This window comes from Streptomyces sp. SID5464 (assembly GCF_009862985.1).
Classification (GTDB): Bacteria; Actinomycetota; Actinomycetes; order Streptomycetales; family Streptomycetaceae; genus Streptomyces; species Streptomyces chartreusis_D.
The window spans coordinates 356,229-376,873 of record NZ_WWIQ01000022.1 but is presented as its reverse complement, the minus strand read 5'-3'; the positions used below and the strand labels follow the sequence as shown (position 1 = coordinate 376,873).

Here is a 20,645-nt window from a genome sequence, read left to right as displayed (position 1 = left end):
CCTACTTCGGCAGGCGCAGCGCCAGGCCGTCCAGGACGACCTCCAGGCCGTAGGCGAACTTGTCGTCGCGCAGCTTCGCGGGGTCGGCGGCCTGCGCACTGGTCTCGGGTCCGGCGGCCGCGAGGTGGTCGTAGCCGGCCGAGACCTGCTGGGCCGTGGGCAGCAGGCGCGCGACGAACTCCGACTCCGTCTCGCCCGAGCGGGCGACCGTGGTGAGCCAGGCGGCCTCCGTGGTGGACATGCCGATGACGTACGAGAAGACGGCGTCGATCGCCCGGCTCGGCTCGGGGAATCCCGCGGCCGTGAAGAGGGCCGCCAGTCGTTCCGAGAAACTCATGTAGTTCGGCCCCAGGTAGGCGAGCCCCGCCTGCCCCAGGACCAGGGTCAGCCAGGGATGCCGTAGCGCCGTCGTGCGGAAGGATCCGGCCGCCTCGGTGACGGCCGCGCGCCAGTCGGGGCCGCCGGCCGCCGGGACGTGGATCTCGGCGGCGACCTCGTCCACCGCGAGCTCCATGAGCTCGTCCTTCGTGGCGACGTGCCGGTACAGCGAGGTCGCGCCGGCGTTCAGACGGGCGCCCAGCTTGCGCATGCTGAGCGCCTCGATGCCGTTCGCGTCGAGCATCGCGATCGCCTCGCGGACGATCGCCTCGCGGCTGAGCGCGGGCTGGTCAGCGCGGCGCTGCTCACGGGCCCAGACGGACGGGATCGGGGCCGCCTTCTTCGTGGTCCTGGTCATCGGTGTCCTCCCTGGTGGCCGTGCAGCCGCCTTCATGCGAACAGTGTGCGCAACCAGCGTACAGAACTTCATGGTTGCGCACACTGTTCGGCCATGCGTACAGTGTGCGCATCGAAGGAACGGTGTACGCGGGAGGGAACTGAAATGGACGCTCGTCATCCACGCCGCTGGTGGATCCTGGTCGTGCTGTGCCTCAGCACGCTGGTGCTGGTCGTCGACAACATGGCGCTCACGGTCGCGGTACCCGCGCTGACCGAGGACATCGGGGCGAGCGCCCAGGACATGCAGTGGATCCTCGACTCCTACACGCTGGTCTTCGCCGGGCTGCTGCTGACGTCGGGGAGCCTGGGGGACCGGTTCGGACGCCGGAAGGTGATGCTGATCGGCCTGCTGCTCTTCGGGGCGGCCTCACTGGGGGCGGTGTTCTGCTCCGGCCCGGGTGAGCTGATCGCGGTGCGGATCGCGATGGGCGTGGGCGGGGCGCTGATCATGCCGTCGACGCTGTCGATCCTGATCACCGTCTTCGACGAGGACGAGCGGCCCAAGGCGATGGCGGCGTGGGGTTCGGTGTCGATGCTGGGGCTGGTGGGCAGCCCGGTCCTCGGCGGTGTGCTGATCGACCACTTCGCCTGGCAGGCGATCTTCCTCATCAACGTGCCGATCGTCGCGCTGGCGCTGCTGGCCGGTGTGCTGCTGATGCCGGAGTCGAAGGCGCCCTGGCAGCGGCCCGACCCGCTGGGCGCGGTGCTGTCGGCGGTGGGCATGACGGCCCTGGTGTGGTGGATCATCGAGATTCCGCAGCACGGCGCGTTCGGCGGCCGGTCCCTCCTCGTCCTGGCCGCCGCGGTGGTCGCCCTGGCCGGCTTCGTGATCTGGGAGAACATCACCCGCTCGCCGATGGTCCCGCTGGTCCTGTTCAAGCACCGCAACTTCAGCGGGGGTTCGCTCTCCCTGGCGCTCGTCCAGATCGGCAACGCCGGTCTGCTGCTGGTCCTGACCCAGTACCTCCAGTTCGTGCTCGGCTGGTCCGCGGTCGAGGCGGGCCTGGCCTTCCTGCCGCTGGCCGTGGCAGCCCTGGCGGGCAACGCGGCCGGGGCGCAGCTCGCCGTGCGGATCGGCAACCGTTTCGTCATCCTCGGCGGCATGCTGCTGATGGCCGCCTCCTTCGGGCTGCTGACGACGCTCAGCGCGGACAGCGGCTTCACGGTCCCGGCCGTGGCGCTGGGGATCCTGGGCCTCGGTGCCGGTCTGGCGATGCCGGCCGCGGTTGCCGCCCTGATGAGCACCATCCCGGAGGAGAAGGCCGGCGTCGGCTCGGCCCTCAACGACACCATCCAGCAGTCCGGCACCGCCCTCGGCATCGCGATCCTCGGCTCGCTGCTCTCCGGTGGCTACGCGGCCGAGATGCCGGCCGGTGCTCCCGAGCGGGCCAGGGAGTCCATCGGCGGGGCCCTGGCGGCCGCGGGGGGTGACACGGGCCTGGTGCGGGCGGCCCGGGAGGCCTTCACGGCCTCGATGGCGACGACCTTCACGATCAGCGCGGTCGGTGTCCTGGCCGCGGCGGTCGTGGCCACGGCGGTGATGCGGGACCGGAAGGCCGGGGCGGTCCGGGCGGGGAGCGAGGAGCCCCAGCTGGTCGCCTGACGCGGACGTGTGAAGGCCGGTACCCCGGTGCGGGGGCCGGTCTTCCGCCATGCCCGTGTCCCGTGGTTCGCTGCGCCGTCGCCCGGGAATGCCCAGCCGGTTTTCTCCGTTAGGGGTGGCAGAAAGTTCAACGCTCAACTAAACTGGGCGTACACGAGGAGGAACCGACATGCCTGCTGTGACCGTCGAGAACCCGTTGACGCTGCCCCGCGTGACCGCGCCGACCGATGCCGTGGCACGTCCCGTGCTCGCTGTCACGACCGCCCCGAGCGGTTTCGAGGGCGAGGGCTTCCCGGTGCGCCGGGCGTTCGCGGGGATCAACTACCGCCATCTCGACCCGTTCATCATGATGGACCAGATGGGTGAGGTGGAGTACGCGCCGGGCGAGCCCAAGGGCACGCCGTGGCACCCGCACCGCGGCTTCGAGACCGTCACGTACATCATCGACGGGATCTTCGACCACCAGGACTCCAACGGCGGTGGCGGCACCATCACCAACGGTGACACCCAGTGGATGACCGCGGGCTCGGGTCTGCTGCACATCGAGGCCCCACCGGAGCATCTCGTCATGTCCGGCGGGCTCTTCCACGGCCTCCAGCTGTGGGTGAACCTCCCGGCCAAGGACAAGATGATGGCCCCGCGCTACCAGGACATCCGCGGCGGCTCGGTCCAGCTGCTCAGCACCCCCGACGGCGGCGCGCTGCTGCGGGTCATCGCCGGTGAGCTGGACGGGCACCAGGGCCCCGGCATCACGCACACGCCGATCACGATGATCCACGCGACGCTGGCGCCGGGCGCCGAGCTCAACCTGCCGTGGCGCGAGGACTTCAACGGCCTGGCGTACGTCCTGGCCGGGCGCGGCAGCGTCGGCACCGAGCGCCGGCCGGTCCACACGGGCCAGACCGCCGTCTTCGGCGCGGGTTCCTCGCTGACCGTCCGCGCGGACGAGAAGCAGGACTCCCACACGCCGGACCTGGAGGTCGTCCTGCTCGGCGGGCAGCCGATCCGCGAGCCGATGGCCCACTACGGCCCGTTCGTGATGAACACCAAGGAAGAACTCATGCAGGCCTTCGAGGACTTCCAGAAGGGCCGGCTGGGGACCATCCCGGCGGTGCACGGCATGACCGCGAGCGGACCGCAGGACTGACGGGCCGTCACCCGGGCGGGTCGTCCTGACGGGACGGCCCGCCGCGGGCGTGGTCGGGTGGAGGGGTGCAGGACTCCGAACCGACCGCTTCGGGCTCCGGTCCGACCGCTTCCGGGACCAGGCCCCTCCTGCCGGACCCCCTCCGGCGGCTCGCCGCCTGGTGTGCGCTGCTCCTGCTCGTGTCCGGAGTCGTCTACGTCGGGATCCGGCTGTGTGACGAGTTCCGGACCGCCGTCGTGCCCGTGCTGCTCGCGCTGCTCGGGACGGCCCTGCTCGGGCCCCTGCACCGGCGGCTCGTGAAGGCCGGGGTGCAGCGGTCGGTCGCGGCCGGGCTCACCTGCGTCGCCGTCGTGGCCGTGGTCGGCGGGGCCGTGTACATCGTGGTCGCCGCGCTCATCGACACGGGCGACGAGATCGTCGCCTCGCTCAGGCAGGCCGCCCGGGGCGTCTCCGAGCACTTCGGGGCGGCCGGGACCTCGCTGGACGACCTGGCCTCCAACGCCCGGGAACTCCTGGGCAAGTTCGGCGGCTCGGCCGCCTCCGGCGTGATCAGCGGGGTCAGCGTGGTCGGCGAGACCATCGCCATGGCCGTCCTCGCGCTGCTCCTCGTCTTCTTCTTCCTGCGCGACTCCGACAAGGCCGCCGGGACGCTGCGGGCCCTGGCCCCGGGTGGCTCGGCCGACACCCTGGAGGCCATGGCACGGCGGGCCTTCCACGCCGTCGAGGGCTTCATGCGCGGCACCACCTTCATCGCGCTCATCGACGCGCTCTGCATCACCGTCGGACTGCTCGTCCTCGACGTGCCCGGGGCGGCCGGGCTGGGGGCGCTGGTCTTCGTCGGCGCCTACATCCCCTACCTCGGCGCCTTCATCTCGGGCGCCGTGGCCGTGCTGGTCGCGCTCGCCGACCGGGGGTTCGTCATCGCGCTGTGGGCGCTCGGGGTGGTCCTCGCGGTGCAGGTGCTGGAAGGGCACGTGCTCCAGCCGGTGATCCAGAGCCGGACCGTGCAGATGCACCCGGCGGTGGTGATGGTGGCGATCACGGCCGGGGCGTCGGTCGCCGGGGTGCTCGGGATGCTGCTCGCCGTGCCGCTCACCGCGGCCGCCTTCGGCGTCCTCCAGGAACTGCGCACCCGCTACGGGGACCAGGAGCCGTCGGCCGAGCCGTCGACGGACTCGTAGAGCTCGAACCAGATGCTCTTGCCCTCGCCGCGCGGGTCCACGCCCCAGGCGTGCGCGAGCAGTTCGATCAGCACCAGGCCGCGGCCGGAGGACGCCAGCTCCCCGGGTCTGCGTTTGTGCGGCAGGTCGTCGCCGGTGTCGGTGACCTCGATCCGCAGCCGCCGCTCACCCTCCTGGCCGGTGATCTCGGCGACGAGCAGCGCGTCGGAGTCCGTGTGCACGAGGACGTTCGTCAGCAGCTCGGACAGCAGCAGCACCCCCGAGTCGACCTGGTCGGGTGAGGCCCAGTCGTGCAGCAGCTCGCGCAGTTGCTGCCGGGCCACCGCGATCCGTTCGGGCTCGGCCTGCGCGATCGTCAGCATCGTGCGCCGCACGGGGGCCCGCACGATCACGGTGTCACCGCAGCCGCAGCCCTCGCCCTCCCTGCTCAGCAGCAGCAGTGCTATGTCGTCCTCGCGACGGTCGGCCAGGGGGCCGGTGGTGTGGTGCGAGGAAGGCCCGTGCACGGCCTGCACCAGGGTGTCGGCGAGCTCCTCCAGATCGCCCTTGTGGTCCTCCAGGATCTCGCGCAGCCGCCGCCACCCGGAGTCCAGGTCGTGCCCGCCGGTCTCGATCAGGCCGTCCGTGCAGATCAGCATGGTCTCGCCGGACTCCAGGGCGAGCCGGGTCGTCGGGTAGTCGGCGTCCGGGTCGATGCCCAGCGGCAGGCCCCCCGACGTCGGCCGCATCAGCACCGTGCCGTCGGACATCCGGATCGCCGGGTCCGGATGCCCGGCCCGGGCGATGTCCAGCACGCCGTTCGCCGGATCGACCTCGACGTACAGACAGGTCGCGAAGCGCGGGTCGGCGGGGTCCTCGTCGCTGATGCCGTGCAGGAAGCGGGAGGCGCGGGTGAGGACGGCGTCGGGGCGGTGGCCCTCCGAGGCATAGGCGCGCAGGGCGATACGGAGCTGGCCCATCAGGCCCGCCGCCCGCACGTCATGACCCTGGACGTCCCCGATGACCAGCGCGAACCGTCCGCTGGGCAGCGGGATCACGTCGTACCAGTCACCGCCGACCTGGAGGCCGCCGCCGGTGGGGACGTAGCGGGCGGCGACGCTCATGCCCGGGATGCGCTGCGGGCCGAGCTTGGGCAGCATCGTCCGCTGGAGCCCGTCGGTCAGCGCCCGCTCGCTCTCGGCCAGGCCCGCCCGGGTCAGCGCCTGTGCCAGCATCCGCGCCACGGTGGCCAGCACCGACCGCTCGTCCGGTGTGAAGGCGACCGGGTAGGTGAAGGCCGCCATCCACGCGCCCATCGTGCGGCCGGCCACGGTCAGCGGCAGGAACGCCCAGGACCGGCGGCCGAAGCGCTCGGCGAGCGGCCAGGTCAGCGGGTAGCGGGCCTTGTACTGCTCGGGAGAGGACAGATACACCGCCCGGCCGGTCCGTACCACCTCGGCGGCCGGATAGTCGGTGTCCAGCGGCATGTCGGAGAACGGGCTCTCGTCGCTCTGCTGCTGCCCGTGGTGGCCGATGATCGTCAGACGGTCGCCCTCCACACCGAAGACCGCCAGCCCGTCCGGTGAGAACCCGGGCATCGACAGGTTGGCCGTCACCCGCAGGACCTCCTGCGTGGAGCGGGCCTCGGCCAGCGCCCGGCCCGCGTCCAGCAGGAACGCCTCCCGGGAGCGCCGCCAGTCGCCGGTGACCGCGCTGCGCCCGGCCGGGGTGCCCGGGGTGGGCTCGGTGACCTCCTGGAGGGTGCCGATCAATCGGTACGCCTTGCGGGCCCGGTCGAAGGACGGCTTGGAGCGGCTGCGGACGACCCGGACGATCCGGCCCTGCTCGTCCATGATCCGGATCCGTACCTCGGCGAGGGTGCCCTCGGCGACGGCGAGCTGGATCACGCCGGTGATCTCGTTCCAGTCGACCGGGTGGAGCCGGGCCCGGGCCTGCGCCTCCGTAAGGCTGACCTGCTCTGCGGGCAGCCCGAGCAACCGTGCCGCCTCGGCGTCGACCGTGACCAGCCCGGTGGCGGTGTCCCAGTGCCACAGGCCGGTCGCGAGGGCTGCGAGAGCCTCCCCCACGGCGGGCAGGGGCTCGCCAGTGCGCATTGACCTACTTTAAGAAGAGGCGCTCGAACGCTGCCACCGAAGGCAGAAGTGTGCTCGATCGTTAACTGAGGCGAGCCGATCTTCGCCTGGCCGGTACGCTGGGGACCAGTTTCACGTGAAACACAGACCCCGATCAGCGAAGACTGGATGAACGACGATGCATCGGTACAGGTCCCACACCTGCGGCGAGCTCCGCTCCTCTGACGTCGGCACCGACGTCCGGCTGAGTGGCTGGCTGCACAATCGGCGCGACCTGGGCGGCATCCTCTTCATCGATCTGCGCGACCACTACGGCATCACGCAGCTCGTCGCCCGTCCCGGCACTCCCGCCTACGAGGCCCTCGACAAGCTGTCCAAGGAGTCGACCGTCCGTGTCGACGGCAAGGTCGTCTCCCGGGGCGCCGAGAACATCAACCCCGACCTGCCGACCGGTGAGGTCGAGGTCGAGGTCGGCGAGGTCGAGTTGCTCGGCGCGGCCGCTCCCCTGCCGTTCACGATCAACACCGAGGACGGGGTCAACGAGGAGCGGCGCCTGGAGTACCGCTTCCTGGACCTGCGCCGCGAGCGCATGCACCGCAACATCATGCTGCGCACGGCGGTCATCTCGGCGATCCGCCACAAGATGACGGCCCTCGGCTTCAACGAGATGGCGACGCCGATCCTGTCCGCGACCTCCCCCGAGGGCGCCCGCGACTTCGTCGTCCCGTCCCGCCTGCACCCGGGCAAGTTCTACGCCCTCCCCCAGGCGCCCCAGCAGTTCAAGCAGCTGCTGATGATCTCCGGCTTCGACCGCTACTTCCAGATCGCGCCCTGCTTCCGTGACGAGGACGCGCGTGCCGACCGCTCGCCGGGCGAGTTCTACCAGCTCGACATCGAGATGAGCTTCGTCGAGCAGGAGGACGTCTTCCAGCCCGTCGAGAAGCTGATGACGGAGCTGTTCGAGGAGTTCGGCAACGGCCGCCACGTCACCTCGCCGTTCCCGCGGATCCCGTTCCGCGAGGCGATGCTGAAGTACGGCTCCGACAAGCCCGACCTGCGCGCCCAGCTCGAACTCGTCGACATCACCGACATCTTCGAGGGCTCGGAGTTCAAGGCCTTCGCCGGCAAGCACGTCCGTGCCCTGCCGGTGCCGGACGTCTCCGCCCAGCCCCGCAAGTTCTTCGACCAGCTCGGCGACTACGCCGTCTCGCAGGGCGCCAAGGGCCTGGCCTGGGTCCGCGTCGGCGAGGACGGTTCGCTGTCCGGCCCGATCGCGAAGTTCCTCACCGAGGAGAACGTCGCCGAGCTGACCAAGCGCCTGTCGCTGGCGGCCGGCCACGCCGTGTTCTTCGGCGCGGGCGAGTTCGACGAGGTCTCGAAGATCATGGGCGCGGTGCGGGTGGAAGCCGCCAAGCGTGCCGGGCACTTCGAGGAGGGCGTCTTCCGCTTCTGCTGGATCGTCGACTTCCCGATGTACGAGAAGGACGAGGAGACCGGCGCGATCGACTTCTCGCACAACCCCTTCTCCATGCCGCAGGGCGGTCTGGAGGCCCTGGAGACCCAGGACCCGCTGGACATCCTCGGCTGGCAGTACGACATCGTCTGCAACGGCGTCGAGCTGTCCTCCGGTGCGATCCGGAACCACGAGCCGGAGATCATGCTCAAGGCCTTCGAGATCGCCGGGTACGACCGCGAGACCGTCGAGGAGAAGTTCGCCGGCATGCTGCGCGCCTTCCGCTTCGGCGCCCCGCCGCACGGCGGCATCGCCCCGGGCGTCGACCGCATCGTGATGCTGCTCGCCGACGAGCCGAACATCCGCGAGACCATCGCCTTCCCGCTCAACGGCAACGCCCAGGACCTCATGATGGGCGCGCCGACGGAGCTGGAGGAGGCGCGGCTGAAGGAGCTGCACCTGTCGGTGCGGAGGCCGCAGCCGAAGTAGGCGACCTGGAGGGAGTGGCTCGGAACCGGCGTCGGTTCCGGGCCACTTTCGTACCCAGGGCTCGTGCCCAGCTCTCACCCAGGCTCCTGACAGCCGGGCTCCCTAGCTTCCCTTCCCATGACGGGACAGGAAGCGGCCCGAGGGCCGAAACACACAAGGGATCTGACACGCCGTAAGGTCGTCGCCGCGGGCGCCGGGGCGGTGGTGGCGGCGGGCGTCGGCGGTACGTTCGCGGCGGGCGCGTTCGCCGGCGAGGACACGCGAGCCGCCAAGGGGACGGCCACCGGGGGCTCGGGCGAGGTCTGCTACAAGCTGACCTCCGAAACCACCGAAGGCCCCTACTACATCGACGCGGACAAGCTCCGCCGGGACGTCACCGAGGACCAGGAGGGCATCCCGCTCACCCTGCGCCTCAGGGTGGTCGACTCCGAGACCTGCGAGCCGCTCGCGAACGCCGCCGTGGACATCTGGCACTGCAACGCGCTGGGTGTGTACTCGGGGTACGAGGCGATGGGCAGCGGTGGAGGAGGGGGCGGCGGGGGTGGCACGCCGCCCTCGGGTATGCCGACCGGCACGCCCACGGGTGCGCCCCCGGGTGGTGGCGGTGGCGGTGGGCACCAGGAGCCCACCGACGACGAGCGCTATCTGCGCGGCACCTGGCGGACGGACAAGCGGGGGTTCGTCGAGTTCCGTACGGTCTTCCCCGGCTGGTACCAGGGCCGCTGCGTGCACATCCACACCAAGGTGCATGTGAACGGCACCTGGACGGACACCGGTTACGAGGGCGGCACGACCTGCCACACCGGTCAGCTCTTCTTCGACGAGGAGTCCGTACTGGCCTCCGCCGAGGTCGAGCCGTACTCCACCAACACCACGACCCGCACCACCCTCGACGAGGACACCATCTACCCGGGCAACGGCACCCAGGGCGGGCTGCTGAAGCTCCAGTACAGGAAGAACGCCATCGCCAAGGGCGTCGTCGCCACCCTCACCATGGGTGTCGATCCCACGGACTGACGGACGTATGTGGGGCGGACGTGTACGGCCGTCCGCCCCGCATTCACATACATGCACTTCTGCTCAACCCGTTGACCCGGAAGTTGGGCCTCCATAAAGTCCCTTCGAGAACGCGTACGTGACTGCTGTTCACGTATGTGCACATCGAGGGAGACAACGATGTCAGACGCCGCAACAGTCATACCCGAGGCCGAGCAGCGTGCGGTCGGCAAATTCCTGCGCCGCATGCTGCCGATCCTGGTCCTGATGCTGCTGGTCAACCAGATGGACCGGACGAACGTGGGCTTCGTCCAGAACGAGCTGCGGGCCGATGTCGGGGTGAGCGCCACGGCCTACGGGCTCGGCGCGGGCCTGTTCTTCATCGGGTACGCCCTGTTCGAGGTGCCGAGCAACATGCTCCTGGAGCGGTTCGGGGCCCGGGTCTGGCTGACCCGGATCATGATCACCTGGGGTGCGGTGATCGTGGCGATGTGCTTCATCCACAACGTGTGGATGTTCTACGGCCTGCGCTTCCTGCTCGGTGTCGCGGAGGCCGGCTTCTTCCCCGGTGTGCTCCTCTACTTCACCCAGTGGCTGCCGGACTCCAGCCGGGGCCGGGCCAGTGCGATCTTCCTGGGCGGCTCGGCCACGGCGTACATCGTCACCGGCCCGATCACCGGCGCGCTGCTGGAACTGCACGGCGCGGGCGGTGTCGCGGGCTGGCGGTGGATGTTCGCCCTGGAGGGCGCCTTCTCGATCCTGGTCGGCTTCATCGCCGGGTTCTTCCTCGTCTCCCGGATCCAGGACGCGAAGTGGCTGACGCAGGAGGAGAAGGACGCGCTGAGCGAGGCGGTGGCGCGGGACAAGGAGGCGCGTGACCGGGCGCCGTCGGTGTCGCGGATGAAGCTGATCTTCCATCCCCAGGTCGCCGTCCTGACCGCGGTCTTCTTCGCGATGGCGCTCACCGGCTACGCGATCACGTTCTGGCTGCCGAGTCTGGTGGAGGAGATCGGCGGACTGTCCTCCTTCCAGATCGGGCTGTTGTCGGCGATCCCCTGGATCTGCGCGGTGATCGCGATGTACACGATGGCCCACTTCACCGACCGGGCCCCGGACCGTCGCCCCTACCTGGCGATCGCCCTGGTCCTGTCGGCCACCGGCACCTTCCTCGCCACGCTCGGCTCGCCCTGGTTCGGCCTGGCCGCGCTCACGCTGGCCGCGGTGGGCGGCAAGTGCGCGGCCACGCTGTTCTGGCCGATGGCCCAGTCGGGCCTCGACCTGAAGATCGCCGCGCCGGGGCTGGCGCTGGTCAACTCGATCGGAAACCTGGGCGGGTTCGTGTCGCCCACGCTGTTCGGCTACCTGAAGGACACGACGGGGAGCACGAACGGGGGCCTCTACACGCTCTCCGCGGCGTCGATCCTGGCGGTGCTGGGTGTCGCGTTCGTACGCCACACCAAGAGGGGCGAGCGGCCCGGGTCCGCTGGGAAAGCAGCGGTGACGGGGGAGCCGGTTGCGGGGGAGGCGCGCTGAGCTGAGCGGACTCCGGGCCCGCCCCCTCCGTCGGGGACGGGCCCGAGCCGCTTGGCACCCTCACCCGGGCCCGGGCAACTCCGTCGACTGGCCCCCCGGTCGGCGGGAGGCGATGCCGGCTGCCCGCACGCGAGGACGGCGTTTCGCTACTGCGGTGCGATGACTTTGAGCCAGTCCTCGACGGCGAAGACGTCTGCCCACTGCGGGAACAGCTTTTCGGTGAGCATCGTGTGCACCTCGGGGTCGGTGTCGAGGCAGGCGTCCGCCAGAACGGTGAGGCCGAAGTCCAGGTCGATGGCGTGCCACAGGGTGGACAGCACCACAGCGCTGGTGGCGATGCCGGTGAGAACAAGGCTGTCGATATCGCGAGCCCTGAGTACCAAGTCGAGGTCGCTGCCCGAGAAGGCACTCCCTCGTCTCTTGGTCACCACGACGTCGCCCTGCTGCGGGGCGACGTCGTCATGGATCTCGGTACCAGGCTGCCCCTCGGTGAACAGGCCGGCCCGGACAATGTTTGTCATCACCTTGTTGCGGGGGCTGACTTCCTGGTCACCCGGCCGTAACCCGATCACCACGTAGATCACGGGGATGCCTGCGGCCCGGGCTCCGTCGATCGCCTGGCGCAAGCGCGGCAGATATCCGGAACCGTCGTCGGCGATGGCCACGATGTCCCGTTGCACGTCCATCACCAGAAGCGCACTGTTCGCCATGCTCCGTCCCTTCTCCGTGGAAGAACAAGAGCAGTCTGGTGGATCAACGGAGCCGTGGTGGGGGTTTCCGCAGGCCCTCCAGGCGGGCGAAGGCAAGGATGTCGGGGACTGCTTCGCGCAGGCTCCCGAAGTGACGGTGCACGCCGGCCACCGCAACCGGGGCGTTGACCCCCCACACCACCATGCCGGCCCGCAACCCTGCCTCGACTCCGGAGGGGGCGTCCTCAATGACCAGGCAGTCCTCGGGCTGGGCACCGAGCTGCTCGGCGGCCAGCAGGTAGGGCACCGGCGACGGTTTGCCCTCCTCTACTGCGGCGGCGTCGACTATGACGCCCGGGACCGGCAGGCCCGTCCGGGCAAATCGCCCGCGCACCCGGTGCTCATAGTTCGAGGTCACCAGCGCCCACGACGCCGCCGGCAGGGCGTCCAGCAGCTCGGATGCACCGTCGAAGGCCGCATAGACGCCGGACTGGACGTCCTCGTCCTCGAGTTCGTGCAGCGCAGTCAGGCACTCCCTTGGATCCTGGTCCGGAGCTACCTGCGCGAAGGTCTCCATGGGCCGCGTCCGCAGCGCCACCCGATAGACCTCATCCGCGTCCAGCCGGTATCGCCCCGCCCACATTTCCCAGACCCGGCGTTGGTTGTCCACGGCGTCGATCAACGTACCGTCGACATCGAAGAGCACGTACTTCCTGGGGCTGGGCTGCACAGGCTCGCTGGTCACGTCGTGATCATGCCAGCAAACCGTGAAATCATCTCAGCGTTGTCCGGGTTGGACCGAGAGATGATCGGGCTCAACTCCTGCGTTGAGCTCGCCGTCACCCCCGGCACCGTGCACGTCCGCGAGGGCTGGCGCAGGCCCGCTCCGTGCTCACCGGGCGGGCCCCCGGGCCTCTGGTGGTGCCGGACTACCTCGCCACGAACTGGGTCAGGATCGCCTGGACCTCGTAGATGTCGACTCCCTTGGTGAAGGTCTTCTCGATGGGGGTCGGGGTGCCGGAGATCCAGATCTTCAGTTCGGCGTCCAGGTCGAAGGTGCCGGCCGTTTCCACCGCGAAGTGGGTGATGCTGCGGTAGGGGACCGAGTGGTACTCGACCTTCTTGCCGGTGATGCCCTGCTTGTCGATCAGGATCAGGCGGCGGTCGGTGAAGAGGATGGTGTCGCGGATCAGCAGGAACGCGGCGTGGACCTGTTCGCCGTGGCCGAGGAGGCGGGCGTAGTCCTGCTGGGCCGATACCGGGTCGACGGTGTGTGCGTTGCCGAACAGTGCCATGGGATCCCCCGGGTGTGTGGCGGCGGCCGGGTGGCCGCGCTCACGCGATCTTCGCAAAGCACGGGGCCCGGGAGAAGGTTCTCGTCCTCCCGGGCCCCGTGCTGTAGCGAGCGTGTTACGGCCGTTACGCCGTCGGCTTCTCCTCCAGGCGCGGGAAGAGGACCGCGCCCTTGGTGACCGTCGTGCCGGCCGGGAGCCTGCCCCACTCGCCGGCCTCGCCGATCTTCTGGTCCGCGAGGGCGCCGAGGGAGGCGGCCGCGCCGAGCGAGTCCCAGAGCTTCTGGGAGGTCTCCGGCATGACCGGGTTGAGGAGGACCGCGACGGCGCGCAGGGACTCCGCGGCCGTGTAGAGGATGGTCGCGAGGCGCGCCTTGCCCTCGTCCGAGGTGTCCTTCGCGACCTTCCAGGGCTCCTGCTCGGTGATGTAGCCGTTGACCTGCTTGACGAAGTCGAAGACCGCCAGGATGCCGCCCTGGAAGTCCAGGTCGTCGCCGATGCGGCGGTCCGCCTCCGTCACCGCCTTCGTCAGGCCGTCGTGGATCGCCCTCTCGGCCTCGCCGTCGGCCGTCGACGCCGGCAGCTCGCCGCCGAAGTACTTGCCTACCATCGCCGCGACGCGGGACGCGAGGTTTCCGTAGTCGTTCGCCAGCTCGCTCGTGTACCGGGCGGAGAAGTCCTCCCAGGAGAACGAGCCGTCCTGGCCGAAGGCGATCGCGCGCAGGAAGTACCAGCGGTAGGCGTCCACGCCGAAGTGCGAGGTCAGGTCCTGCGGCTTGATGCCGGTCAGGTTCGACTTCGACATCTTCTCGCCGCCGACCATCAGCCAGCCGTTCGCTGCGATCTTCCCGGGGAGGGGGAGCCCCTGTGCCATCAGCATCGCGGGCCAGATCACCGCGTGGAAGCGGAGGATGTCCTTGCCGACCAGGTGGACGTCGGCCGGGAAGGTCTCCTCGAACTTGGCCTGGTTCTCGTTGTAGCCGACCGCCGTGGCGTAGTTCAGCAGGGCGTCGACCCACACGTAGATCACGTGCTTGTCGTCCCAGGGGATCGGGATGCCCCAGTCGAACGTCGAGCGCGAGATGGAGAGGTCCTGGAGGCCCTGCCGTACGAAGTTCACGACCTCGTTGCGCGCGGATTCGGGCTGGATGAAGCCGGGGTTGGCCTCGTAGTGGGCGAGGAGCTTCTCGCCGTACTCGCTCAGCTTGAAGAAGTAGTTCTCCTCGCTGAGGATCTCGACCGGCTTCTTGTGGATCGGGCAGAGCTTCTGGCCCGCGTACTCGCCCTCGCCGTCGAGGAGCTCGCCGGGGAGCTTGTACTCCTCGCAGCCGACGCAGTACGGGCCCTCGTAGCCGCCCTTGTAGATCTCGCCCTTGTCGTACAGGTCCTGGACGAACTCCTGGACGCGGTCCGTGTGCCGCTTCTGCGTGGTGCGGATGAAGTCGTCGTTCGCGATCTCCAGGTGCTCCCAGAGAGGCTTCCACGCTTCGGTGACGAGCTTGTCGGCCCACTCCTGGGGAGTGACACCGTTGGCTTCGGCCGTGCGCATGATCTTCTGACCGTGCTCGTCCGTGCCGGTGAGGTACCACACCTTCTCGCCGCGCTGGCGGTGCCAGCGGGAGAGCACGTCGCCTGCGACGGTCGTATAGGCGTGGCCCAGGTGAGGAGCGTCGTTGACGTAGTAGATGGGGGTCGAGACGTAGTACGCCTTCGCCCCCTGCTTCTCGGATCCAGTGGCCGCCATGGTCGAAATCCTACTGGTCCCCTGAAGATCGACTCACACGCGTTTCGGGGGGTGGACGGCCTGCCGTGTGCCGTCCACCCCCCGGGGGGTCTACGGACGCCAGTCCGCCAGTACGCCCTCGTAGAGCTCCTTGTCCGTGAGCTCGCGGGGGGTTTCGCCGGCGAGGAAGTGGGACGTGTTGGGGGCCTTGAGCTTGCGGAGGTAGTCGAAGGCCTTGTTCTCCGGGTCACCGAAGGCGACGAAGGAGAAGAAGACGGTGGGGTGGGTCCTGGCGGCCTCGGTGAGGGACTGGGTGGCGGGGGTCTTGGCGTCGGGGGCGCCGTCCGTCTGGAAGATCACCAGGGCCGGGGTGTCGGGGGTGGCTTCCTTGCCGTGGTGGGCGAGGACGGCTTCGACGGCTGCGTGGTAGCTGGTGCGGCCCATGCGGCCGAGGGCGGCGTGCAGGTCGTCGATCTTGTTCTCGTGGTCGGTGAGGGTGATCTCGCCGGTGCCGTCGAGTTCGGTGGAGAAGAAGATGACCGGGACGGTGGCCTCGGGGTCGAGGTGGGCGGCGAGGGCGAGGGTTTGTTCGGCGAGGGCCTGCGCGGAGCCGTCCTTGTAGTACGGGCGCATGGAGGCGGAGCGGTCGAGGACCAGGTAGACCTTGGCTCGGGTGCCGGTGAGGTTGTGCTGCTTGAGGGTGGTGGCGGCGGCCTTGTAGGCGGTGGTGAGGCCGGGGGCGCGGGTCTTGATGCGGGTGAGGGGGACGGCGGGGGTGGTGACGTCCGGCTCGGCCTCGCCTTCGGCTTCGGCCGTGTCGTTCCCACCCGCACCACCCGTGCTGCTTTCGTCGTCGGGTGCGGGTGGCCCCTGCGGGGCGGACTCGCCGTCGGCGGCTGCGGGAGCGTCCCCGGCGGCGGCCGCGGCCGCCGGCTCGGCCTCGGCCTTGGCCGGCGCCTCGGCCTTGGCCGTCGGCTCCGCCTCGGCCTCGGTCTCGGTCGCCGGCTCGGCCTTGGCCGACGGGTGTGACTCGGTCGTCGGCTCAGTCTTGGCCGGCGCGTCCGGCTCGGTCGTCGGCTCGACGTCGGAGGTCGCCTCGGGCTCGGCGTCGGGCGTGGTCTTGGGGGCAGCTCCGGGCTCGGGGGTGGCCTTGACTTCTGCCGTCGGCTCAGGCTCGGGCGTCGGCTCCGCCTCGGGCGTGGTCTTGGGGTCTGCCGTCGGCTCGGGCTTGGCCGTGGGTTCGGCTTCTGGCGTCGGCTCGGGCTCGGGTGTCGGCTGCGCCTCGGGCGTGGTCTTGGGGGCAGCTTCGGGCTCGGGGGTGGCCTTGGCTTCTGCCGTCGGCTCGGGCTTGGCCGTGGGTTCGGCTTCTGGCGTCGGCTCGGGCTCGGGTGTCGGCTGCGCCTCGGGCGTGGTCTTGGGGGCAGCTTCGGGCTCGGGGGTGGCCTTGGCTTCTGCCGTCGGCTCGGGCTTGGCCGTGGGTTCGGCTTCTGGCGTCGGCTCGGGCTCGGGTGTCGGCTGCGCCTCGGGCGTGGTCTTGGGGGCAGCTTCGGGCTCGGGGGTGGCCTTGGCTTCTGCCGTCGGCTCGGGCTTGGCCGTGGGTTCGGCTTCTGGCGTCGGCTCGGGCTCGGGTGTCGGCTGCGCCTCGGGCTTCGGGACCGCGGGTGCCTCGGGCTGTGGCGCGGGGGCCGGCTTCGTCTCGGTGGCCGACGGCTGCGCCGGTGTGTCGGCCTCGGCCGTGGGCTTCGGCTCCGTTGTCGCCGTGGGCTCGGCCTCCGGGCTGTCCCCGGGCCTTTCCGGTGCTGTGGGCTCGGGGGTCGACGACGACTCGGTGGCGGTCGGCTGCTCCGTCTCGGTCGCAGTCTCCGTCGGCTGATCGGCGTCCGTCGGCTCCTCGACCGCCGGCTTGGCCTCAGCCTCTGTCTCCGGTGCCGCCGCCGCAGGCTTCTCCTCGACTCCCGGTTCTCCCTCCCCAGCCCGCTTAGGCCTGGGGACCGTCACATGGTCGAAGGCCAGTGACACGAGGTCGTGTTCGTCTCGGGGGCCCGGGACGTTGGGCGTCGGGGCGGGGGTGGGTTCCGGGGAGGGGGACGGGACCTTCGGGTCCGTCTCGGGGGGCGTCGGTGTTTCGGTCGTCGTCGTGGTCTGCGCCGCACCCTCCGCCTCGGCGGTCCGTGACTTGCGTGACCGTCCGAACGCGTTCCGCAAGAGAGTGAGAATGCCCATGTGCGCGCAACCCTTCGCGTGAGTTGAAGCCCGTCAATCCCTGGCCAGGACGGACACGTAAGGTTAGCGGCCCTCCTGGGTGATCTTGGGCAGGGTCAGGGGTGGGAGGCCCAGCCTGTCAAGAGGGACATCCGGCCTGCGAAGGTGTCGCCGTGCTGAATCGCCACAACTGCCGTAAGGCTGCCGCAGGTTCACCCGCTGTTCACCCTGGCGCCCGGCTGCCGCACATATGTGCCCCTACGGTCACGCTGACACCAAGGGCATCCAAGGAGAGAGCAAAGTGCGCAAGCTGCTGCCGTTGATCGGAACGCCGTCCGGATCGCACCCCGGCGGCCGGTCCGCCCTGACCTGTCGTTTCCGGTGTGGTGACGCCTGCTTCCACGAGGTGCCCAACACCAGCTCCAACGAGTACGTCGGTGATGTGATCGCCGGTGCGCTCAGCCGGCGGTCGATGATGCGGGCCGCGGCCGTGGTGACCGTGGCCGCCGCGGGCGCGGGAGCCGTGGGTGTCGCGCAGGCCCCGCAGGCCGGTGCCGCTCCCGCCGGGGGCGCCACGGCCGGCACCGCCGCCGACGCCGCCCGGCGCAAGAACAAGGGCGCGCGCGGGCTGCGCTTCGCGCCCGTCGCGCCCAACACCGCCGACGCCGTGACCGTGCCGGAGGGGTACCGGCAGAACGTCGTCATCCGCTGGGGCGAGCCCATCCTGCGCGGTGCGCCCGCCTTCGACCCGGAGAAGCAGACCGCCAAGGCCCAGGCCGGGCAGTTCGGGTACAACTGCGATTTCCTCGCGCTGCTTCCGCTGCCGGGTGAGCGCGGTCGGCAGCTGCTCGTCGCCAATCACGAGTACACCGACGAGGTGCTCATGTTCCGGGGGTATGACGCCGCCAGTCCGACCCGGGAGCAGGTGGAGATCGCCTGGGCCGCGCACGGGCTGTCCGCCGTCGTCGTGGAGGGGGACCGGAAGACCGGGAAGCTGACCGCCGTTCCCCGGCATCAGCTCAACCGGCGCGTCACCGCCACCACCGAGTTCCGGCTCACCGGGCCCGTCGCCGGGTCCGACCTCGTCAAGACCTCCGCCGACCCGACCGGCACGAAGGTGCTCGGCACCCTCAACAACTGCTCGGGCGGCGTGACTCCGTGGGGCACGACCCTGCACGGCGAGGAGAACTTCAACCAGTACTTCGCCAACAGCAGCCGGGCGACCGACAAGCGGTACGGCATCGGGACCGGGGCCAGCGAGCGGAAGTGGGAACGGTTCGACAAGCGGTTCGACGTCGCCCAGGAGCCGAACGAGGTACACCGGTTCGGGTACGTCGTGGAGTTCGACCCGTACGACCCGAGCTCCACGCCGCGCAAGCACACCGCACTCGGGCGGTTCAAGCACGAGGCCGCGAACATCAGGATGACGGCGGACGGGCGGCCCGTCGTGTACACCGGTGACGACGAGCGGTTCGACTACTTCTACAAGTTCGTCGGCAGCAAGCGGATGCGGCACGGGTCGTCGCGTGCCGTGCGCGAGCACAACCTGTCGCTTCTCGACGAGGGGACGCTGTACGTCGCCAAGCTCACCGGTGACTCCCCCGCCATCGAGATCGACGGCACGGGCAAGCTTCCCGGCGACGGTGAGTTCGACGGGAGCGGCGAGTGGATTCCCCTGGCCACCGCCACCGCCGAGGGTGCCGTCTCGCACGTGGACGGGATGAGCGCCGAGGAGGTGTTCGTCTTCACGCGCCTCGCCGGCGACAAGGTGGGCGCGACCAAGATGGACCGGCCCGAGGACATCGAGCCCAACCCCGTCACCGGCAAGGTGTACGTCGCCCTGACGAACAACTCCAACCGCGGTGTCGGCTCCAACGCCAAGGCGGACGAGGCCAATCCGCGCAACGCCAACAAGCACGGACACGTCCTGGAGCTCACGGAGCGGTGGAACCGGCCCGAGAGCACGCGGTTCGCGTGGTCGCTGTTCCTCGTCGCCGGTGACCCGGACGACCCGGTGACCTACTTCGCCGGGTTCCCGAAGGACGGTGTCAGCCCGATCTCCTGCCCGGACAACGTGGCCTTCGACCCCTACGGCAACCTGTGGATCTCCACCGACGGCGCCCAGCTCGGATCGCACGACGGCCTGTTCGGCGTGGCGACGCGGGGTGAGCGGCGCGGTGAGCTGAAGCAGTTCCTGACCGTGCCGAAGGGTGCCGAGACCTGCGGTCCGATCATCCAGGACCGGCGGGTCCTCGTCGCCGTGCAGCACCCGGGCGAGATCGACGGCGCGTCCGTGGAGAAGCCGGCCAGCACCTGGCCCGACGGTCCCGGGACGTACGTCCGTCCGGCGGTCGTGGCCGTGTGGCGTGCGGACGGCTGCGACATCGGCGTCTGAGCGGAGAGGGACACCGGAGAGGTCCCTGTGAGGTACCTGTGGGGGGCGCCTGTCGGGCGTCCCCCTTCCTCTCCTACCGGCGTGAGTGCAGTGTCAGGTCCGTGACCACCGCCCGGTGGTCCGTGTCGGCCAGGTCCAGGAAGCGCGTGCGGTCGGCCGCGAAGTCCTTCGACACCAGGACGTGGTCGATCTGCACACCGAACGTCGGCGCGGTCCGGGCCGGCCAGGTGGCCGTGCGGGCGGCGTCGTCGAGGCGGGCGGCGTCGGTCAGGCCGGTGTCGAGGATGCGGCGGAAGGCGGCGTGGTCCTGGGAGGCGTTGAAGTCGCCGGCCAGCACGAGGGGGGTGCCGGGGTCGGCCGCGGCCGCGTCGCGCAGGGCCTCCAGCTCGGTGCGCCAGAGGTCCAGCCCGCCGGGCAGCGGGGGCATGGGGTGGGCGAGCTGGAGCCGTACGGGATGCCCGTCGACGTCGGCGATCGCCCCGGGCATGCCCATGGTGCCGGGGACGCCGTCGGTGGGCCGCAGCGGGAAGCGGCTGAGGATGACGGAGCCCTCGGAGCCGCCGCCCTCGACGGCCCTGCGGTGCGGGTAGTCCTGGGAGAGGTCGTCCTTCAGCCGCGCGTCACACTCGTACTCGCATTCCTGTACGAAGACGAGGTCCGGTTTCTCGCGGCGGACGGCGGCGACCAGGGACCCGGTGCCCTGCCCGAACTCGACGTTCGAGGTCAGCACGCGCAGGTCGGCGACCGGGCGGCCGACGGGGTCGCCGACCTTGCCGTACGGCTCGATGAACCAGGCCAGCAGGCCGAGCAGGAGCACGCCCCAGACCGTCCCGGGCCACCACCGGGACAGCAGGGCGAGCAACAGCGCCAGGGCGGTGGGGGCGAGCAGCCAGGGGAGGAAGGCGAGGACCTGCGGGACGGGCGCGAAGCCGTCGCTGCCGGCGGTCCGGAAGCCGACGACCACGCTGACCGCGGCGAACAGCAGGGCGGCGCACCAGGCGCCGAGCCGCCGTCCGGGCGGACGGTGGTCCGGCCCGTCGGTGGCGGTCCACTCGGCAGCGGCGGTGTCCAAGGCCCGGCCTTCCGTTCGCGG

The 20,645-nt window shown here is 70.4% G+C and carries 15 protein-coding genes; 7 read left to right on the top strand and 8 right to left on the bottom strand.

Translation table 11 applies throughout. The annotated features are described in order from the left end of the window. Window position 1 precedes the first annotated feature (1 nt). Window positions 2-736, bottom strand: a complete 735-nt coding sequence (locus tag GTY47_RS17240) for a TetR/AcrR family transcriptional regulator (protein WP_010032480.1) — start codon at window positions 734-736, stop codon at window positions 2-4. 144 nt (window positions 737-880) lie between these two features. On the opposite strand from GTY47_RS17240, the gene GTY47_RS17235 reads away from it, so the two are divergent. The 3 genes from GTY47_RS17235 (at window position 881) to GTY47_RS17225 (ending at window position 4,708) form a co-directional block, all read left to right on the top strand. After that, window positions 881-2,380 carry an MFS transporter gene (locus GTY47_RS17235; RefSeq protein WP_010032479.1) on the top strand — a complete coding sequence of 500 codons (1,500 nt, stop codon included), beginning with the start codon at window positions 881-883 and terminating at the stop codon, window positions 2,378-2,380. 169 nt (window positions 2,381-2,549) lie between these two features. Continuing rightward, the gene (locus tag GTY47_RS17230) at window positions 2,550-3,527 is read left to right on the top strand and encodes a pirin family protein (protein ID WP_029180666.1); all 978 of its coding nucleotides are present in this window, start codon (window positions 2,550-2,552) and stop codon (window positions 3,525-3,527) included. A 65-nt stretch (window positions 3,528-3,592) separates the two neighbouring features. After that, window positions 3,593-4,708: an AI-2E family transporter gene (locus GTY47_RS17225; protein ID WP_010032473.1), complete on the top strand. Its 1,116-nt coding sequence runs from the start codon at window positions 3,593-3,595 to the stop codon at window positions 4,706-4,708. Here GTY47_RS17225 and GTY47_RS17220 read toward each other — a convergent pair. Continuing rightward, window positions 4,663-6,801 (bottom strand): SpoIIE family protein phosphatase, encoded by a 2,139-nt coding sequence (locus tag GTY47_RS17220; RefSeq protein WP_010032472.1) that lies wholly within the window; start codon window positions 6,799-6,801, stop codon window positions 4,663-4,665. The genes GTY47_RS17225 and GTY47_RS17220 overlap by 46 nt on opposite strands. 157 nt (window positions 6,802-6,958) lie before the next feature. Between GTY47_RS17220 and aspS the strand changes: the two genes are divergently transcribed. The 3 genes from aspS to GTY47_RS17205 all read left to right on the top strand — a co-directional run bounded on the left by aspS (window position 6,959) and on the right by GTY47_RS17205 (window position 11,251). Continuing rightward, complete coding sequence (gene aspS / locus GTY47_RS17215) at window positions 6,959-8,722, top strand: aspartate--tRNA ligase (protein ID WP_010032470.1); 1,764 nt, start codon at window positions 6,959-6,961, stop codon at window positions 8,720-8,722. 117 nt (window positions 8,723-8,839) lie between these two features. Then, on the top strand, window positions 8,840-9,739 hold the full coding sequence (locus tag GTY47_RS17210; protein ID WP_029180664.1) for an intradiol ring-cleavage dioxygenase: 900 nt from the start codon (window positions 8,840-8,842) through the stop codon (window positions 9,737-9,739). 159 nt (window positions 9,740-9,898) lie between these two features. Continuing rightward, window positions 9,899-11,251, top strand: a complete 1,353-nt coding sequence (locus GTY47_RS17205) for an MFS transporter (protein ID WP_010032465.1) — start codon at window positions 9,899-9,901, stop codon at window positions 11,249-11,251. Between the two features lie 146 nt (window positions 11,252-11,397). On the opposite strand, the gene GTY47_RS17200 is transcribed toward GTY47_RS17205, so the two are convergent. The 5 genes from GTY47_RS17200 to GTY47_RS17180 form a co-directional block, all read right to left on the bottom strand. Next, window positions 11,398-11,961, bottom strand: a complete 564-nt coding sequence (locus GTY47_RS17200) for an isochorismatase family cysteine hydrolase (RefSeq protein WP_010032464.1) — start codon at window positions 11,959-11,961, stop codon at window positions 11,398-11,400. A gap of 43 nt (window positions 11,962-12,004) precedes the next feature. After that, the gene (locus tag GTY47_RS17195; protein WP_010032463.1) at window positions 12,005-12,685 is read right to left on the bottom strand and encodes an HAD-IA family hydrolase; all 681 of its coding nucleotides are present in this window, start codon (window positions 12,683-12,685) and stop codon (window positions 12,005-12,007) included. A gap of 184 nt (window positions 12,686-12,869) precedes the next feature. Then, entirely contained in the window at window positions 12,870-13,235 is a 366-nt protein-coding gene (locus GTY47_RS17190; RefSeq protein WP_010032461.1) for a PH domain-containing protein, read from the bottom strand. A gap of 124 nt (window positions 13,236-13,359) precedes the next feature. Beyond that, window positions 13,360-14,976: a methionine--tRNA ligase gene (gene metG, locus GTY47_RS17185; protein WP_010032457.1), complete on the bottom strand. Its 1,617-nt coding sequence runs from the start codon at window positions 14,974-14,976 to the stop codon at window positions 13,360-13,362. Between the two features lie 90 nt (window positions 14,977-15,066). After that, window positions 15,067-17,178 (bottom strand): VWA domain-containing protein, encoded by a 2,112-nt coding sequence (locus tag GTY47_RS17180; protein ID WP_010032455.1) that lies wholly within the window; start codon window positions 17,176-17,178, stop codon window positions 15,067-15,069. Between the two features lie 280 nt (window positions 17,179-17,458). Here GTY47_RS17180 and GTY47_RS17175 point away from each other — a divergent pair, with 280 nt between their 5' ends. Beyond that, window positions 17,459-19,552 (top strand): PhoX family protein, encoded by a 2,094-nt coding sequence (locus GTY47_RS17175; RefSeq protein ID WP_010032454.1) that lies wholly within the window; start codon window positions 17,459-17,461, stop codon window positions 19,550-19,552. Between the two features lie 73 nt (window positions 19,553-19,625). On the opposite strand, the gene GTY47_RS17170 is transcribed toward GTY47_RS17175, so the two are convergent. Then, entirely contained in the window at window positions 19,626-20,624 is a 999-nt protein-coding gene (locus GTY47_RS17170) for an endonuclease/exonuclease/phosphatase family protein (RefSeq protein WP_010032453.1), read from the bottom strand. Window positions 20,625-20,645 lie beyond the last annotated feature (21 nt).

Excerpts from the sequence above, each read along its gene's own strand:
- GTY47_RS17240 (WP_010032480.1), bottom strand. The coding sequence starts at position 736 with ATGACCAGGACCACGAAGAAGGCGGCCCCGATCCCGTCCGTCTGGGCC.
- GTY47_RS17235 (WP_010032479.1), top strand. The coding sequence starts at position 881 with ATGGACGCTCGTCATCCACGCCGCTGGTGGATCCTGGTCGTGCTGTGC.
- GTY47_RS17230 (WP_029180666.1), top strand. The coding sequence starts at position 2,550 with ATGCCTGCTGTGACCGTCGAGAACCCGTTGACGCTGCCCCGCGTGACC.
- GTY47_RS17220 (WP_010032472.1), bottom strand. The coding sequence starts at position 6,801 with ATGCGCACTGGCGAGCCCCTGCCCGCCGTGGGGGAGGCTCTCGCAGCC.
- aspS (WP_010032470.1), top strand. The coding sequence starts at position 6,959 with ATGCATCGGTACAGGTCCCACACCTGCGGCGAGCTCCGCTCCTCTGAC.
- GTY47_RS17210 (WP_029180664.1), top strand. The coding sequence starts at position 8,840 with ATGACGGGACAGGAAGCGGCCCGAGGGCCGAAACACACAAGGGATCTG.
- GTY47_RS17205 (WP_010032465.1), top strand. The coding sequence starts at position 9,899 with ATGTCAGACGCCGCAACAGTCATACCCGAGGCCGAGCAGCGTGCGGTC.
- GTY47_RS17200 (WP_010032464.1), bottom strand. The coding sequence starts at position 11,961 with ATGGCGAACAGTGCGCTTCTGGTGATGGACGTGCAACGGGACATCGTG.
- GTY47_RS17190 (WP_010032461.1), bottom strand. The coding sequence starts at position 13,235 with ATGGCACTGTTCGGCAACGCACACACCGTCGACCCGGTATCGGCCCAG.
- metG (WP_010032457.1), bottom strand. The coding sequence starts at position 14,976 with ATGGCGGCCACTGGATCCGAGAAGCAGGGGGCGAAGGCGTACTACGTC.
- GTY47_RS17180 (WP_010032455.1), bottom strand. The coding sequence starts at position 17,178 with ATGGGCATTCTCACTCTCTTGCGGAACGCGTTCGGACGGTCACGCAAG.